Source organism: Cupriavidus basilensis OR16, assembly GCF_000243095.1.
GTDB lineage: Bacteria > Pseudomonadota > Gammaproteobacteria > Burkholderiales > Burkholderiaceae > Cupriavidus > Cupriavidus basilensis_D.
Genome location: NZ_AHJE01000076.1, coordinates 1 through 15,449 on the forward strand (window position 1 = coordinate 1; position 15,449 = coordinate 15,449).

The window sequence follows — 15,449 nt, forward strand, 5'->3', positions numbered from 1 at the left end:
GATCTCGCGATCGACCTCGGCACCGCCAACACCCTGATCTATATGCGTGACAAGGGCATCGTCCTTGACGAGCCGTCCGTGGTCGCCATCCGCCAGGAAGGCGGGCCCAACGCCAAGAAGACGATCCAGGCGGTAGGCAAGGAAGCCAAGCAGATGCTGGGCAAGGTGCCGGGCAACATCGAAGCGATCCGCCCGATGAAAGACGGCGTGATCGCCGACTTCACGGTCACCGAGCAGATGCTCAAGCAGTTCATCAAGATGGTGCATGACACCAAGCTGCTGCGCCCCTCGCCGCGCATCATCATCTGCGTGCCGTGCGGCTCGACCCAGGTCGAGCGCCGCGCCATCCGCGAATCGGCGCTGGGCGCCGGCGCCAGCCAGGTGTACCTGATCGAGGAGCCGATGTCGGCCGCGATCGGCGCCGGCCTGCCCGTGTCGGAGCCGTCTGGCTCGATGGTGGTGGATATCGGCGGCGGCACCACCGAGGTGGGCATCATCTCGCTGGGCGGCATGGTCTACAAGGGCTCGGTCCGCGTTGGCGGCGACAAGTTCGACGAAGCCATCGTCAACTACATCCGCCGCAACTACGGCATGCTGATCGGCGAACAAACCGCCGAAGCCATCAAGAAGGCCATCGGTTCGGCCTTCCCCGGCTCCGAAGTCCGCGAAATGGAAGTCAAGGGCCGCAACCTGTCCGAAGGCATCCCGCGCGCCTTTACGGTGTCGTCCAACGAAATCCTGGAAGCCCTGACCGATCCGCTCAACCAGATCGTGTCGGCCGTCAAGATCGCGCTGGAACAGACCCCGCCGGAACTCGGCGCCGATATTGCCGAGCGCGGCATGATGCTGACCGGCGGCGGCGCGCTGCTGCGCGACCTGGATCGCCTGCTGGCCGAGGAAACCGGCCTGCCGGTGCTGGTCGCCGAAGACCCGCTGACCTGCGTGGTGCGTGGCTCCGGCATGGCGCTCGAACGCATGGACAAGCTCGGCAGCATCTTTTCTTACGAATAAAGCGTAAGCAGAGGAATCGCACGTGGCGCGACGCGGCCTGCCGGACTACCTGGTCGGGGCAGCGCCTTGCCGCGCTACTCTCCCGACCCGGCCCGCCCCCGTGCACCACACCGCGCCGCGACGCCCCAGCCACCCCGGCTGGCGTGCCGCGGCGCCGTCGTGCCTGCGGCATCCGGGGACCTTTCTGCCAGCGCACGGGTAAATGGATTACACTCCGCCGCCGCTCTTCAAGCAGGGCACTTCCGCCGTTGCGCGCCTCGTCTTCTATGTGACGATCGCGCTGGCGCTGCTCATCGTCGATGCGCGCTTTGACGCCTTGCGCGCCGTGCGCCAGGTTGCCGCCACGGTCCTGATGCCGGTCGAGCGCACGGTGCTGGTGCCGCGCGACGCGCTGCGCGCCACCTTCGACTATGCCCAGTCATCCGCCGCCCTCGCCAGCGAGAACCGCGAGCTCAAGCGCCGCATGGTGACCGAGGCCGAAGGCTCGGTACGCCAGTCCCAGCTCGAAGCCGAGAACAGCCAGTTGCGCAAGCTGCTTGGCCTGGTGCAGCAGTCGGCCACGCCGGTGACGGCGGCCGAGATCCTGTACGACGCCCGCGACCCCTACAGCCAGCGCATCGTGATCGACCGTGGCAGCCAGCACGGCCTGCGCGCGGGCTACCCCGTGATCGATGAACGCGGCGTGATCGGCCAGGTCACGCGGGTCTCGCCGTTCCAGTCGGAAGTCACACTGCTGACCGACAAGGAGCAGGCCATTCCCGTGCAGGTGGTGCGCAACGGCTTGCGCAGCGTGGCCTTCGGCGGCGCTCGCGCCGGCCTGCTCGACCTGCGCTTCATGGCCGCCTCGGCCGACCTCCAGCAGGGCGACCTGCTGGTGACCTCCGGCCTGGACGGCACCTACCCGCCGGGCCTGCCGGTTGCCAAGATCGTCCAGATCGAGCGCAAGGCCGATACCGCCTTCTCACGCGTGTACTGCGAACCGGTGGCCGGCGTGCGCTCGCACCGCCAGTTGCTGGTGATCCGCTACGAAGCGCAGCTGCCGCCGCGCGAGTCCATCGATGGCCCGCGCGACGCCAAGGAAGCGCGCAGCGTCAGGGCGGACCGCCCGGGTGTGCGGGATGCCGAGCGCTCCGGAGAGCGGCCGGCCGAGAAGCCCGCGGCAAAGCCCGCTGACAAGCCGGCCGAAAAGCCCGCGGACCCGCCCGCCCCCGCCAAGGAGCCCAAGCGTTGACCAATCCCCAATACCTGCTGCGCCCGGTCAACCCCGCGTTTATCGCGTTGAGTTTCGTCCTGGCCTTCCTGTTCAACCTGATGCCCTGGGGCACCACGCTGTGGGTGCCGGACATGGTGGCGCTGGTGCTGGTGTTCTGGAACATCCACCAGCCGCGCAAGGTCGGCATGGGCGTGGCGTTCGCGCTCGGCCTGCTGATGGACGTGCATGACGCGCGCCTGCTGGGCGAGCACGCCATGGCGTACTCGCTGCTGGCGTACTTCGCCATCACCATCCATCGCCGCGTGCTGTGGTTCACGGTCTATACCCAGGCGCTGCACGTGCTGCCGCTGCTGTTCATCGCCCATGCGGTGCCGGTGTTGATCCGCCTGGCCATGGGCGCGCCACTGCCCGGCTGGCCATTGCTGCTGGCGCCTGGCATCGAAGCGCTGCTTTGGCCGCTGGCCACCGGCATGCTGCTGGCGCCGCAGCGCCGCAGCGCCGACGTCACCCCCTGGGTGCGCGGCAAACCGCAAGGCTGACGCAGTACCATGACCGAAATACGCAATGTCGAACAGGAGCTCGGCCGCTTCCGCATCCGCGTAGCGGCGGCGGGCCTGTTTGCCGTGATCTGCTTCGGCCTGCTGTTCACGCGCTTTCTCTGGCTGCAGTGGTACAAGCACGACCAGTACTCGGCCAAGGCCGAGGACAACCGCATCTCGGTGGCGCCGATCGAGCCCAACCGCGGCATCATCATGGACCGCAACGGCGTGGTGCTGGCGCGCAACTATTCCGCCTACACGCTGGAAGTCACGCCGTCCAAGCTGTCCGACACGCTCGACAACACGATTGAAGAACTCTCCCATCTGATCGACATCCAGCCGCGCGACCGCCGCCGCTTCAAGCGGCTGATGGAAGAATCGCGCAGCTTCGAGAGCCTGCCGATCCGCAGCCAGCTCACCGATGAGGAGGTGGCGCGCTTCTCCGCCCAGCGCTTCCGCTTTCCCGGCGTGGACGTGCGCGCGCGGCTGTTCCGCCAGTACCCCATGGGCGAGTCGGCCTCGCACGTGATCGGCTACCTGGGCCGCATCTCGCAGCGTGACCAGGAACGCATCGAGGCCATGGACGAGGCCAACAGCGCCGAAGGCGCCAAGTACGATCCGCACAAGGACGCCGACAACTACAAGGGCTCCAATTACATCGGCAAGATCGGCATCGAGCAAAGCTACGAGACCGAGCTGCACGGACTGACCGGCTTCGAGGAAGTGGAGGTGAGCGCGGGCGGACGCCCCATCCGCACGCTGTCCACCTCCCCCGCCACGCCCGGCAACAACCTGATCCTGTCGCTCGACATCCGCCTGCAGCAACTGGCCGAGGCGCTCTTTGGCGACCGGCGCGGCGCGCTGGTGGCGATCGAGCCGGCCACCGGCGACATCCTGGCCTTCGTCTCCAAGCCGACCTACGACCCCAACCTGTTCGTCGAAGGCATCGACACCAATACCTGGAACGAGCTCAACGGCTCGCCCGACAAGCCCCTGCTGAACCGTCCGCTGCGCGGCACCTACCCGCCCGGCTCCACCTACAAGCCGTTCATGGCGCTGGCGGCACTCACCACCGGCAAGCGCACCGCGGCATGGGGCTTCCACGATCCGGGCTCGTTCACGCTGGGCAACCACACCTTCCGCGACGACAAGCCGGGCGGCCACGGCTGGGTGGACATGAACGCGTCCATCGTGCAGTCGTGCGATACCTATTACTACATGCTGGCGCGCGACATGGGCGTCAACGCCATCCACGACTTCATGAAGCCGCTGGGCTTTGGCCAGATCACCGGCATCGACATCGAAGGCGAGAGCCGCGGCATCCTGCCCTCCACCGACTGGAAGCGCCGCGCCTACCGCAAGCCCGAGCAGCAGAAGTGGTATGACGGCGAGACCATCTCGCTGGGGATCGGCCAGGGCTACAACAGCTTCACCATCCTGCAACTGGCCAACGCCACCTCCATCCTGGTCAACAACGGCGTCGCCATGAAGCCCCACCTGGTCAAGGCGGTGGAGGATTCGGTCAGCCGCGAGCGCGAGCTCACCGTGCCCAAGGAAAGCTACCGCCTGCCGCTCAAGCAGTCGGATATCGACGTGATCAAGCGCGCCATGGTCGGCGTGACGCACTCGGGCACGGCTGCTCGCGCGTTCGCCGGGGCTGCCTATGAGTCGGCCGGCAAGACCGGGACGGCGCAGACCTTCACGATGGGCAAGAACGAGAAGTACAACCACCACGCGCTGGACGAACGCAAGCGCGACCACGCGCTCTATACCGCATTCGCTCCCGCCGACAACCCGAAGATCGCGCTGGCGATGATCGTGGAAAATGCCGGCTTCGGCGGCGCCGTGGCCGCGCCGATCGCGCGCAAGGTGATGGATTACTATCTGACGGGCAAGTGGCCGGAAGAACTGGCGAACCTCGCCCCGCCCGCGTCCGAGCGCGCCGGCGGCAAGCCGCCCGTGGATACGCCCAGCGTGTTTACCACCGGCCACACCGCCAGCATTGCCAGCGCCACCGTCATGGGCGCCAGCGAAGCCGCCGCCACCAGCGAGGGCGCCAGCGTGCCGGCAACCCGGGTAGCCGCCCGGGCCGGTGCGTCCGCCACGGCCGCCTCTGCCGTGGTGGCGCCGGTGATCGACCCCGCCGCCATCGCGCCCGCCTCGGCGGTGCAGACGCTGGACGAGCGCATGGCACAGGCCCTCGGCCACAGCCGGCCGGCGCCGCCTCCCGCTCCGGCCGCGACGCCAGTAGTGGCGCCCGCCAGTTCAAAACCCCGCGCCAAACCGGCAACCGCGCCCGCCGCGGCCGGCGGCAACGCTTCACGCTGAAGGAGACGCGCCATGGATCGCCGCCGCGTCCTATCGTTCATCAAGACGGCCCTGACCGGCTTCGACAAGCCGCTCGCGCTCATCGTCTTCCTGCTGTTCGCCACCGGCATCGTGGCGCTCTACTCGGCCGCCATCGACATGCCCGGCCGGGTCGAGGACCAGTTGCGCAACATCTTGCTGTCCTACCTGGTGATGTGGGTCATCGCTTTCCTGCCGACCCAGACGCTGATGCGGGTGGCGGTGCCGCTCTACACGGTCGGCGTGGCCCTGCTGATCGCGGTGGCGATGTTCGGCCTGATCCGCAAGGGCGCGCGCCGCTGGCTCTACGTCGGCATGGTGATCCAGCCCTCCGAGATCATGAAGATCGCCATGCCGCTGATGCTGGCGTGGTACTTCCAGAAGCGGGAGGGCTCGGTCAGGTGGTTCGACTTTGTGCTGGCGATGGTGCTGCTCGGCGTGCCCGTGGGCCTGATCGCCAAGCAGCCCGACCTTGGCACCGGCCTGCTGGTGATGGCCGCCGGCCTCTATGTGATCTATTTCGCCGGCCTGTCGTGGAAGATCATCCTGCCGCTGCTCGCCATCGTGGTGGTCGCCATCACCGCGCTCGTCAGCTTCGAGCACGATATGTGCGCCCCCGGTGTGAACTGGCCGATCCTGCACGACTACCAGCAACACCGCATCTGCACGCTGCTGGACCCCACCACCGACCCGCTCGGCAAGGGCTTCCACACCATCCAGTCCATCATCGCCATCGGCTCCGGCGGCGTGTTCGGCAAAGGCTGGCTCAAGGGCACGCAGACGCACCTCGAGTTTATCCCCGAGAAACACACCGATTTCATCTTCGCCGTGTTCTCCGAAGAGTTCGGCCTGATCGGCAATGCTGTGCTGCTGGTGCTCTACCTGCTGCTGATCTTCCGCGGCCTGTACATCGCGGCCAATGCGCCGACGCTGTTCTCGCGGCTCCTGGCGGGGTCGATCACGTTGATCTTCTTTACCTATGCCTTTGTGAACATGGGCATGGTGAGCGGGATCCTGCCCGTGGTGGGCGTGCCGCTGCCGCTGATGAGCTATGGCGGGACGGCGCTGGTGACGCTGGGCATGGGCATCGGGATCCTGATGAGTATCTCGCGGCAAAAGCGGCTGATACAAACATAGCCTGACGTGCGATTTGGCCGCTGAGATGACATCTCGCTAAGGTATCCTCTTTCCTTTGGAACGTTCACATCCAAGGGCTCAAATGCGGCGCGTCGTATTCAATCAGAAGGGCGGAGTCGGCAAGTCGACCATCGTCTGCAACCTGGCGGCCATCAGCGCCAGCGAAGGCCTGCGCACCCTGGTCATCGACCTCGATGCGCAAGGCAATTCCAGCCAGTACCTGCTCGGCGCGCACGCCGCCGAAGCCACCCCGACCGTGGCTGACTTCTTCGAGACCGCGCTGACATACAGCTTCAAGCCGCTGGATGTCACCGCGTTCATCCACGCTACGCCGTTCGAGAACCTCGATGTGATGCCCGCCCATCCCGAGCTCGACACGCTGCATGGCAAGCTCGAATCCCGCTACAAGATCTACAAGCTGCGCGACTCGCTCAAGGAGCTCGAAGCGTCCTACGACGCCATCTACATCGACACCCCGCCCGCGCTGAACTTCTACACCCGCTCCGCGCTGATCGCCGTGGAACGCTGCCTGATCCCGTTCGACTGCGACGACTTCTCGCGCCGTGCGCTCTATACGCTGCTCGACAACGTGAAGGAGATCCAGCATGACCACAACGCGGATCTCGAAGTCGAAGGGATCGTGATCAACCAGTTCCAGCCGCGGGCCACCTTGCCGCTGCAGCTGGTGGAGGAACTGGTCAGCGAAGGGTTGCCGGTGTTGAACTCACGGCTGTCGTCGTCTGTGAAGATCCGGGAGTCGCATCAGCATGCAATGCCGATGATTCATCTGGATCCCAGGCATAAGTTGGCGTTGGAGTATTTGGCGTTGCATCGGGAGTTGGGGGTCGTACGCTCTTGGGTGCAAAAGCCATCGCCGCTCAAAGAAAGCACCACCTCCCCCCATCCCCCCATCCCCAACAAACCTTTTGCTACACTGCCCCCCAAACAATCCAGTCGACGCCAATGAACGCCCAAGAAGTTGCCTCCTACCTGCAGACCAATCCCCAGTTCTTCGAAGACAACGCAGAACTGCTGGCCTCGGTGCAGCTCACCAGCCCGCACAGCCACCGCGCGGTGTCGCTGCAGGAGCGTCAGATGGAAATCCTGCGCGAGAAAAACAAGGGCCTGGAGCTGAAGCTGGCGGACCTGGTTCGCCACGGCCATGACAACGACCGCACCCAGCAGCGCATGCACGCCTGGCAGCTGCGCCTGCTGGCCGAGGCGGACTCGCATGCACTGCCGTATGCCGTGCAGGACGGGCTGCAGCAGGTGTTCGACGTGCCCGGCGTGGCGCTCAAGCTGTGGAGCGTGGCCGAGAGCTACGCGCATATGGAAGTGACCCAGGGCGCGAGCGAAGACGTCCGCCTGTTTGCCGAGGGCCTGCGCGCGCCGTATTGCGGTGCCAACAGCGGCTTCGAGGCCGCCGCGTGGCTGGAGCGCGACGATATCGCCTCGCTGGCCATGGTGACGCTGCGCGTGCCCGCGCGCGAAGCCGGCACGCTCGGCGCGGCCTTTGGCCTGCTGGTGCTGGGCTCGCCGGAGCCACGCCGCTTCCACGAGGGCATGGGCACGGCCTACCTGGCACAGATCGGCGAAGTCGCCGGCGCCGCGCTGAACCGCTTGCGCGACTGATGGACCCGAGCCGGGCGCGCAAGGCCGCTTCGCCGGCGGCGAAGAAACCGGCCGCGCGCAAGGAAGACTGGCTCGCCAGCAGCCGCAAGCTGGCCGTCCATACCCTGACCAGCTACGCCCGCGACCTGTCGGTGCTGCAGGCGCACGCCGCGCGCCATGCGCGGGGCACGGCGCTGTTGTCGCTGCAGACCCACCATATCCGCGCCTTTGCCGCGCGCATGCACGGCGGCGGCCTGGCTGGCACCAGCATTGCCCGCACGCTGTCGGCGTGGCGTGGCTTCTACCTGTGGGCCGCGCGCCATGGCCTGGGCGTGGAGGCCAACCCGGTGGATGGGGTGCGCGCACCTAAATCCGGGCACCGGCTGCCCAAGGCCTTGTCGGTGGAGCATGCGGTGGCGCTGGTCTCGCACAATGCGGGCGATGGCGCCGAGGGCCGGCGCGACCAGGCCGTCTACGAGCTGTTCTATTCCAGCGGCCTGCGCGTGTCGGAGCTGGTGCAGCTCGACGTGCGCTATACCGAGGATGGGGAATACCGCTCCGCCGGCTGGATCGACATGGACGGCGCCGAGGCCACGGTGATCGGCAAGGGCGCGCGGCGGCGCACCGTGCCAGTTGGCAGCAAGGCCATGGAAGCGCTGCGCGCGTGGCTGGCGGTACGCACGGCGTTGTTGCGCCCCGGCGCGCTGCCGGATGACGCGCACGCGCTGTTCCTGAGCGTGCGCGGGCGGCGCTTGCCCGTACGCACGGTGCAGTTGCGCATCAAGCAGCAGGCGATCCGGGCCGGCGTGCCGACCGACGTGCATCCGCACATGCTGCGGCATTCCTTTGCCACCCACGTGCTGCAATCCTCGGGCGACCTGCGCGCGGTGCAGGAGATGCTTGGCCACGCCAGCGTGGCCACCACCCAGATCTATACCGCGCTGGATTTCCAGCACCTGGCCAAGGTCTACGACAAGGCACACAGGGGATAGGCCTTCACCTTGGGCGCCTCCAGCATGCCGGCCGAGCAGACGAAGTAGAGGAGCCACGGGCAGGTAATGCTCACATCGAAGAGCCGCACCACGCGCCCCGACAGCAGGTCGTTATAGGCCAGCGACGAGCGGATCAGTGCAATGCCCTGGCCGGCCGCGGCTGCCTGCAGCAGCAGCGAGGAGTCTTCCAGCAGCAGGCCCTTGCGCGGCTCGGGCCAGTCCAGCCCGGCTGCTTCGAACCACGGCTTCCACGGATCGCCCTCGCCGCGCAGCAGCGACATGCCTTTCATTTCCTGCGGCCGCGCCGGCAGCTTGCCGCCGTTGAAGGCCGGGCTGCAGACCGGAAAGAAAACATCGTCCAGCAGCTTCTCCACATACAGGCCGGGATAGTCGCCGCTGCCCATGCGCAGCGCGATGTCGACTTCCTCGCGCCCGAAATCCACCAGCGTGTTGGACGACAGCAACTCCACGTCCAGCTCGGGATGCTGTTCGATAAAGCTGCCGATGCGCGGTGTGAGCCAGCGCGCGGCAAACGATGGCATGGTGCTGATGGTGAGGCGCTTGTCGCGGTTGCCGGCCTGCAGCGCACGGGTGGCGTCGGCGATCTCCAGCAGTGCTTCGCGCACGCGCCCGGCGTAGGCGCGGCCTCCGGGGGTCAGGCTGACGCGCTTGCCGTTGCGCTCGAACAGCGCCTGGCCCAGCTCTTCCTCAAGCGCGCGGATCTGGTGGCTGACCGCGCCGTGAGTGACGAACAGCTCGGTGGCTGCGCGTGAAAAGCTCTCGTGGCGGGCGGCCGCCTCGAACGCGCGCAGCGCGGTCAGCCCCGGCAGGCGCGGCAGCTCGCGGTGCCAGCCACGTGGCAAATCTCTCTCCCATGCTCCCTTCAGCGCCATCGTCCACCTCGTCTTATGTGAGCTTACCTAACAAGAACAAGGAAAATATATCGTTTTGGAAGGGGCCCGGCAATCACTAGAATGCAATGCATCGGGGCGCTACCCGCACCGGTGCCGATCCAGTACCAGGCAAGACCAAGCATAAGCCCGCCAGGGCTGAGCGGATCGGCGGCCGCCCATTCCGGGCAAGCGGGCGAGGCAGCCGACGATGTCAGCGAAGGATGCCCAACATGAAAACATTGCTCACAACGACCCTGTTCACCCTGAGCCCGGGCGAAGTTACCTCCCTTTCCATCCACGCCGGCCAGCGCCTGCGCGTGGAAGAGGCCACGGGGACCGACGTCTGGGTGACCCGCGAAGGCGATTCGGAGGATTACTGGCTGCGTTGCGGCGGCAGCCTGCTGCTCAACAGCGGCGACGAAATCACCCTCAGCGTGGACCCGCGCGCGGCCGAGCCGGTACGCCTGGCCTTGATCGCCGAAGCCCGCCGGCCGGCGACCAGCGTGTCGCACCTGGTGGCACGCATGGCGCGGCGCCTGGTTCGAGGCACCGAGTGGACGCCTAACCAGGACCAGGTCACGGCCTCCTGAGCCAACGCAGGCAGATGCGGGTGGCTGCGCGCGCGGCCATCTGCGGCTGGTCCATTCGCGGCCAGCAGGCAGGGACGCAAGCGCCACGCCGTAAAGACCGAAGACACACCGAAGACACACCGAAGACACACCGAAGACACACCGAACAAGGGGCGGCCTCCTGTGAGATCCGCCCCTTTTCGCTACACTGCCGGGATGCAACCGATAAAAGTCATCGAGCAGGGCCGGCAAGCGTACGCGCCCTGTTTTGACGCGATGCGTGCCTTTACCGCCGCACGCACCGCCGACACCCCCGACCAGATCTGGCTGGTCGAGCATCCCCCGGTCTACACCCTTGGCCAGGCGGGAGATCCCGCACACCTGCTTGCTCCCGACGAGACGATCCCCGTGGTGCGGATCGATCGTGGCGGGCAAATCACTTATCACGGTCCGGGGCAGGTCGTGGCCTATCTCTTGCTCGACCTGCGGCGCCGCCACCTGATGGTGCGCGAGCTCGTCCATGCGATCGAGCAGGCCGTGCTGGATACGCTCGCGGCGTATAATCTCGCAGCCGAACGCAAGCCCGGCGCGCCTGGTATCTACCTTTCCGAAGGCCGGCACCAGGGCGCCAAGATCGCCGCGCTCGGCCTCAAGATCCGCAATGGCTGCAGCTATCACGGCGTCAGCCTCAACGTGCAGATGGACCTCGCGCCCTTCCTGCGCATCAACCCCTGCGGCTATGCCGGCCTGGAAACGGTCGACATGGCAACGGCGGGCGCTACCTTCGTGGTGGCCGATGCGCAGGGTGCGTCTCGCCTGCCCGTGACCGCGGCACAACAAGCCGATATCGCGCGGCGCCTTGCGGCGGCGCTGTGTGAAGTGCTGGCCGAGGCGCAAGAGCGCGCCCTGGCAGCCCAACGGCATACCGCCGCGGCCCTGGCCACCTAGTCATCCAGCCGAATATGCACGCACCGCGCGTGCGGAGAACACTATGAGCGACGCCCTGATCGCCACTTCCAGCGAAGCCCCGCAACCCCAGGCGGAGCAGTACGACCCGACCCGCAAGCAGAAGTCGGCGGACAAGACCGCGCGCATCCCCATCAAGATCGTGCCGGCCGAGAAGCTCAAGAAGCCCGAATGGATCCGCGTCAAGGCGGCCACTGGCAGCTCGCGCTTCTACGAGATCAAGGACATCCTGCGCGCCAACAACCTGGTGACGGTTTGTGAGGAAGCCAGCTGCCCGAACATCGGCGAGTGCTTCGGCAAGGGCACTGCCACCTTCATGATCATGGGCGACAAGTGCACCCGCCGCTGCCCGTTCTGCGACGTGGGCCACGGCCGCCCCGATCCGCTGGATGCCAGCGAGCCGGGCAACCTGGCCCGCACCATCGCCCAGCTCAAGCTGAACTACGTGGTGATCACCAGCGTCGACCGCGACGACCTGCGCGACGGCGGTGCCCAGCACTTTGTCGATTGCATCACGCTGACCCGCGAACTGTCGCCGGTCACCCGCATCGAAGTGCTGGTGCCGGACTTCCGCGGCCGCCTGGACAAGGCGCTGGACATCCTGCAGTCCGGCCCGCCGGACGTCATGAACCACAATATGGAAACCGTGCCCCGCCTGTACAAGCAGGCACGCCCGGGCGCCGACTACGCGCACTCGCTCAAGCTGCTGCAGGAGTTCAAGCGCCGCAACCCGACCGTGGCCACCAAGTCCGGCCTGATGGTGGGCCTGGGCGAGACCGACGAGGAAATCCTCGAAGTCATGCGCGACATGCGCGCCCACGACATCGACATGCTGACCATCGGCCAGTACCTGGCGCCGTCGGGCCACCACCTGCCGGTGATGCGCTACGTGCATCCGGACACCTTCAAGATGTTCGAGGCCGAGGCCTACAAGATGGGCTTCACCCATGCCGCCGTGGGCGCCATGGTGCGCAGCTCCTACCACGCGGACGAGCAGGCGCATAAGGCCGGGTTCGCCTGAGTCCCAGCCTTGCGCGCCGCGGCGCGCATCAGCCCGTCGAGACGACCGGCCGGTATCCACCGGCCGGTTTTTTTTCGCCCTGCCGTTGCATGCGCGCCACGGATGCGCGCATTTCCCGGAAATTCTTTCGCCCTTGCCATGCCCAGCCCGGCCGGGGCGCACGCACCCGGATCGAGCAGGACCGGTGCGGCGCGAGAGCCGCGCCGAGCGCTCCTGCACCGGATGCAATCGCCGCGCCGGGTACCCGCACCGGGGCGGTGCGCCAGCGCCATCCCGCATGAAGACGCAGCACCGAATGCCTAGGGTCAACACCTAGCCACAGCATCTTATTGTTTGGTTATTATTAATTTATCGATAAATCGTCGATGAAATAACGATCTCACCCTCGGACCGGCTGCAGCCGGCGCCGCGCCTGACTAGTACAGCGCGCCCGCCTACACTGCAAGACAGGTCCCCCCGCTGGTGCCGCCCATGACCCGATGTTCCGTTCACCGCCTGGCCGAGCAAGCACTGCTGTGCAGCGTGCCCCCGCCGGCCTCGCTCGATGTACAGCGACGTATGTGGGCCATGGCCCAGCGCGCGGCCGAGTGGCGCGGCGTGGTCGATGCGGTGCCGGGCATGAACAATCTCACCGTGGTGTTCGACCGCGAAGCCGATCCCGAAGCGCTGGAGCGCAACCTGAAGCTCGCCTGGGCTTCCGGCGAAGCGCGCGAGGCCACCGGCAAGCTGGTCGAGATCCCCGTGCGCTACGGCGGCGAGCATGGCCCAGACCTGGCCGAAGTCGCGGCGCATACCGGCCTCACAGCGCAGGAAGTGGTACGCCGCCACAGCGCCGGCGAGTATGTCGTCTACTTCCTCGGCTTCCAGCCCGGCTTTGCCTATATGGGCGGCCTGGACCCAGCGCTGGCCACGCCGCGCCGGCGTGAGCCCCGGCTGTCCGTGCCCGCAGGCTCGGTCGGCATCGGTGGCGAGCAGACCGGCATCTACCCGGCCGCCGCCCCTGGCGGCTGGCAGTTGATCGGGCACACGGCCAGCGAGTTGTTCGTGGCCGACCGCGATCCGCCGTCCTTGTTCGCACCGGGAGATACCGTGCGCTTCGTCGTCGAGGCCTTGCTGCCATGAACCGCATCCCAGCACACGTAGTCCCTGTTGCCGTCCCCGTCGGCGCAGCCGCGCGGAGGGCCCACGCATGATCGAGATCACCCGACCCGGCGCACTCGCCTCGGTCCAGGACCTTGGCCGTCCCGGTTTTCGCCGCTTTGGCGTGGGCACCGCCGGCGCGCTCGACACCGTCGCGCTCACCATCGGCAACCGCCTGCTCGGCAATCCGGCGGGCGACGCCGCCATCGAATTCACGCTGGGCCGCGCGGCCGTGCGCTTTCATGCCGACATGCGCGTCGCGCTGACCGGCGCCGAATGCCGGGCTAACCTGGACGGCGTGCCGGTGTGGTCGTGGCATGCCTTCGATGTGCGCCGCGGCGAAACGCTGACGCTGTCGGCGGCGCAGGGCGGCACCCGTAGCTATCTGTGCGTGGCGGGCGGCATCGCCGTGGCGCCGGTGATGGCATCGCGCAGCACCGACCTCAAGGCTGGCTTTGGCGGCCTGGGTGGCCGCGCCCTGCATGAAGGCGACCGCCTTGATGCGGGCCGGCCCGGCGTGGCCGAGGATAGCGACTGGCTGGGCGTGCAGGCGCCATCCTGGGCGCTGCCGGTGAACAAGCTCGGCGATGCCATGCCGATCCGCATGCTGCCCGGCATCGAGTACGAGGATTTCGACGCCGCCGCGCAAGAAGCGCTGTGGCAGTCCGACTGGGTCGTCACGCCCAACAGCAACCGCATGGGCCTGCGCCTGCAGGGCCCGGCCCTTGCGCGCCAGCCCGAGCGCGCGGCCGACCTGCTCTCGCATGGCGTGCTGCCGGGCGTGGTCCAGGTGCCGCCGGCCGGCCAGCCCATCGTGCTGATGGCCGACGCGCAGACCACCGGCGGCTATCCCAAGATCGGCGTGGTGATCGGCGCTGACCTGTGGCGCCTGGCGCAGGTGCCGCTGGGCGCGCCGGTGCGCTTTGTGCGCGTCACCCTGGATGGGGCCGCCGCCGCGCAGGCCGAACTGGATCGCTACCTGCAGCAACTGGACCAGGCCCTGCAGTGGCAGGGCGACGGCATGGCGATCGCCTCGCGGCGGCGCACGCGCACCCGCGCTGTCGCGGCAGTGGCCTGAACGGCGTGACGAGCAGCAAACGCACCCCCCAAACCTCAAGACAAGCCGCACGACCGGTGAGGAGTAACGCAATGCATATCGACCTGAACGCCGACCTCGGCGAAGGCTGCGGCAACGACCGCGAATTGCTGGGGCTGATCAGCTCGGCCAACGTGGCCTGCGGCTGGCACGCCGGCGACGCCGCCACCATGCTGCAGACCGTGAAGTGGGCGCTGGAGCAGGGCGTCGCCATCGGCGCGCATCCGAGCTATCCCGACCGCGAGAACTTCGGCCGCACCGAGATGCAGCTCGACGCCGAGGTGGTGTACGCGAACACGCTCTACCAGATCGGCGCGCTGGCGGCGCTGGTGCGCGCGCAGGGCGGGCAACTGGCCCACGTGAAGGCGCACGGCGCGCTCTACAACCAGGCCGCCAAGGATCCCAAGCTGGCCGACGCCATCGTGCGCGCGGTGCGCGACTTCGATTCCGACCTGGTCTTCTTCGGCCTGGCCGGCAGCGTCATGGTGAAGGTCGCGCGCGAAGCCGGCCTCAGGGTGAAGGAAGAAGTCTTCGCCGACCGCGGCTACAACCCCGACGGCTCGCTGGTCAAGCGCGGCACGCCCGGCGCGCTGCACGAGGACGAAGACGTGGCCCTGGGCCAGACGCTGGAGATGGTGCGCGAGCAGCGCGTGCGCGCCATCGACGGCACCTATGTACCGATTCGCGCCGAAACCGTGTGTCTGCACGGCGACGGCGCACACGCGCTTGCCTTTGCGCGCCGCATCCGCGAGCGGCTCGGCGCCGAAGGCATCGCAATCCGCGCCGGAGTCTGAGGGCACGCCGCACCTAACGGATGCGCCCCCAGGATTTCCGGCTTTCACTGTGCCTCGCGGCGTCGAGCAGCATGACGCGACGCGAGGGCACTCGCCTCCATCACACTCTCTTGGTGTCTCT

At 67.4% G+C, this 15,449-nt stretch carries 14 protein-coding genes and 1 pseudogene; 14 read left to right on the forward strand and 1 reads right to left on the reverse strand.

From position 1 onward, the window contains the following. The 8 genes and pseudogenes from OR16_RS25850 to OR16_RS25885 form a co-directional block, all read left to right on the forward strand. The coding region (locus OR16_RS25850; RefSeq protein WP_006161257.1) for a rod shape-determining protein at positions 1-1,011 on the forward strand (1,011 nt) is incomplete at its 5' end. 202 nt (positions 1,012-1,213) lie between these two features. Beyond that, positions 1,214-2,242 carry a rod shape-determining protein MreC gene (gene mreC, locus OR16_RS25855; protein ID WP_006161258.1) on the forward strand — a complete coding sequence of 343 codons (1,029 nt, stop codon included), beginning with the start codon at positions 1,214-1,216 and terminating at the stop codon, positions 2,240-2,242. Further along, positions 2,239-2,763 carry a rod shape-determining protein MreD gene (gene mreD / locus OR16_RS25860; protein ID WP_006161259.1) on the forward strand — a complete coding sequence of 175 codons (525 nt, stop codon included), beginning with the start codon at positions 2,239-2,241 and terminating at the stop codon, positions 2,761-2,763. The genes mreC and mreD overlap by 4 nt, the downstream gene beginning before the upstream one ends. Positions 2,764-2,772: 9 nt before the next feature. Further along, complete coding sequence (gene mrdA / locus OR16_RS25865) at positions 2,773-5,091, forward strand: penicillin-binding protein 2 (protein ID WP_006161261.1); 2,319 nt, start codon at positions 2,773-2,775, stop codon at positions 5,089-5,091. A 12-nt stretch (positions 5,092-5,103) separates the two neighbouring features. Further along, on the forward strand, positions 5,104-6,246 hold the full coding sequence (rodA, locus tag OR16_RS25870) for a rod shape-determining protein RodA (protein ID WP_006161262.1): 1,143 nt from the start codon (positions 5,104-5,106) through the stop codon (positions 6,244-6,246). Positions 6,247-6,328: 82 nt separating this feature from the next. Continuing rightward, a pseudogene (locus OR16_RS25875) lies at positions 6,329-7,087 on the forward strand (ParA family protein); the annotation flags it as partial. A gap of 122 nt (positions 7,088-7,209) precedes the next feature. Continuing rightward, positions 7,210-7,878 carry a DUF484 family protein gene (locus OR16_RS25880; RefSeq protein ID WP_006161265.1) on the forward strand — a complete coding sequence of 223 codons (669 nt, stop codon included), beginning with the start codon at positions 7,210-7,212 and terminating at the stop codon, positions 7,876-7,878. Next, positions 7,878-8,849, forward strand: coding sequence for a tyrosine recombinase XerC (locus tag OR16_RS25885; RefSeq protein ID WP_006161266.1), 972 nt, complete (start codon positions 7,878-7,880; stop codon positions 8,847-8,849). Before OR16_RS25880 ends, OR16_RS25885 begins: the two co-directional genes overlap by 1 nt. Here OR16_RS25885 and OR16_RS25890 read toward each other — a convergent pair. Further along, a complete protein-coding gene (locus tag OR16_RS25890; protein WP_050983115.1) occupies positions 8,825-9,742 on the reverse strand; it encodes a transcriptional regulator GcvA in 918 nt (305 codons plus the stop codon). The two genes, OR16_RS25885 and OR16_RS25890, sit on opposite strands and share 25 nt — an antisense overlap. Positions 9,743-9,972: 230 nt before the next feature. Here OR16_RS25890 and OR16_RS25895 point away from each other — a divergent pair, with 230 nt between their 5' ends. The 6 genes from OR16_RS25895 (at position 9,973) to pxpA (ending at position 15,328) form a co-directional block, all read left to right on the forward strand. After that, the gene (locus OR16_RS25895; RefSeq protein WP_006161269.1) at positions 9,973-10,332 is read left to right on the forward strand and encodes a DUF2917 domain-containing protein; all 360 of its coding nucleotides are present in this window, start codon (positions 9,973-9,975) and stop codon (positions 10,330-10,332) included. A 195-nt stretch (positions 10,333-10,527) separates the two neighbouring features. After that, on the forward strand, positions 10,528-11,259 hold the full coding sequence (gene lipB, locus OR16_RS25900) for a lipoyl(octanoyl) transferase LipB (RefSeq protein WP_043421135.1): 732 nt from the start codon (positions 10,528-10,530) through the stop codon (positions 11,257-11,259). A 43-nt stretch (positions 11,260-11,302) separates the two neighbouring features. After that, positions 11,303-12,298, forward strand: a complete 996-nt coding sequence (lipA, locus tag OR16_RS25905) for a lipoyl synthase (protein WP_006161271.1) — start codon at positions 11,303-11,305, stop codon at positions 12,296-12,298. Between the two features lie 471 nt (positions 12,299-12,769). After that, positions 12,770-13,420: a 5-oxoprolinase subunit PxpB gene (gene pxpB / locus OR16_RS25910; protein ID WP_043421137.1), complete on the forward strand. Its 651-nt coding sequence runs from the start codon at positions 12,770-12,772 to the stop codon at positions 13,418-13,420. Between the two features lie 67 nt (positions 13,421-13,487). Then, the gene (locus OR16_RS25915) at positions 13,488-14,516 is read left to right on the forward strand and encodes a biotin-dependent carboxyltransferase family protein (protein WP_006161273.1); all 1,029 of its coding nucleotides are present in this window, start codon (positions 13,488-13,490) and stop codon (positions 14,514-14,516) included. A 71-nt stretch (positions 14,517-14,587) separates the two neighbouring features. Then, positions 14,588-15,328 (forward strand): 5-oxoprolinase subunit PxpA, encoded by a 741-nt coding sequence (gene pxpA, locus OR16_RS25920; protein WP_006161274.1) that lies wholly within the window; start codon positions 14,588-14,590, stop codon positions 15,326-15,328. Positions 15,329-15,449: the final 121 nt, after the last annotated feature.

Coding starts and splice junctions, on each gene's coding strand:
- mreC (WP_006161258.1), top strand. CDS start 1,214: ATGGATTACACTCCGCCGCCGCTCTTCAAGCAGGGCACTTCCGCCGTT.
- mrdA (WP_006161261.1), top strand. CDS start 2,773: ATGACCGAAATACGCAATGTCGAACAGGAGCTCGGCCGCTTCCGCATC.
- rodA (WP_006161262.1), top strand. CDS start 5,104: ATGGATCGCCGCCGCGTCCTATCGTTCATCAAGACGGCCCTGACCGGC.
- OR16_RS25880 (WP_006161265.1), top strand. CDS start 7,210: ATGAACGCCCAAGAAGTTGCCTCCTACCTGCAGACCAATCCCCAGTTC.
- OR16_RS25885 (WP_006161266.1), top strand. CDS start 7,878: ATGGACCCGAGCCGGGCGCGCAAGGCCGCTTCGCCGGCGGCGAAGAAA.
- OR16_RS25890 (WP_050983115.1), bottom strand. CDS start 9,742: ATGGCGCTGAAGGGAGCATGGGAGAGAGATTTGCCACGTGGCTGGCAC.
- OR16_RS25895 (WP_006161269.1), top strand. CDS start 9,973: ATGAAAACATTGCTCACAACGACCCTGTTCACCCTGAGCCCGGGCGAA.
- lipB (WP_043421135.1), top strand. CDS start 10,528: ATGCAACCGATAAAAGTCATCGAGCAGGGCCGGCAAGCGTACGCGCCC.
- lipA (WP_006161271.1), top strand. CDS start 11,303: ATGAGCGACGCCCTGATCGCCACTTCCAGCGAAGCCCCGCAACCCCAG.
- pxpB (WP_043421137.1), top strand. CDS start 12,770: ATGACCCGATGTTCCGTTCACCGCCTGGCCGAGCAAGCACTGCTGTGC.
- OR16_RS25915 (WP_006161273.1), top strand. CDS start 13,488: ATGATCGAGATCACCCGACCCGGCGCACTCGCCTCGGTCCAGGACCTT.
- pxpA (WP_006161274.1), top strand. CDS start 14,588: ATGCATATCGACCTGAACGCCGACCTCGGCGAAGGCTGCGGCAACGAC.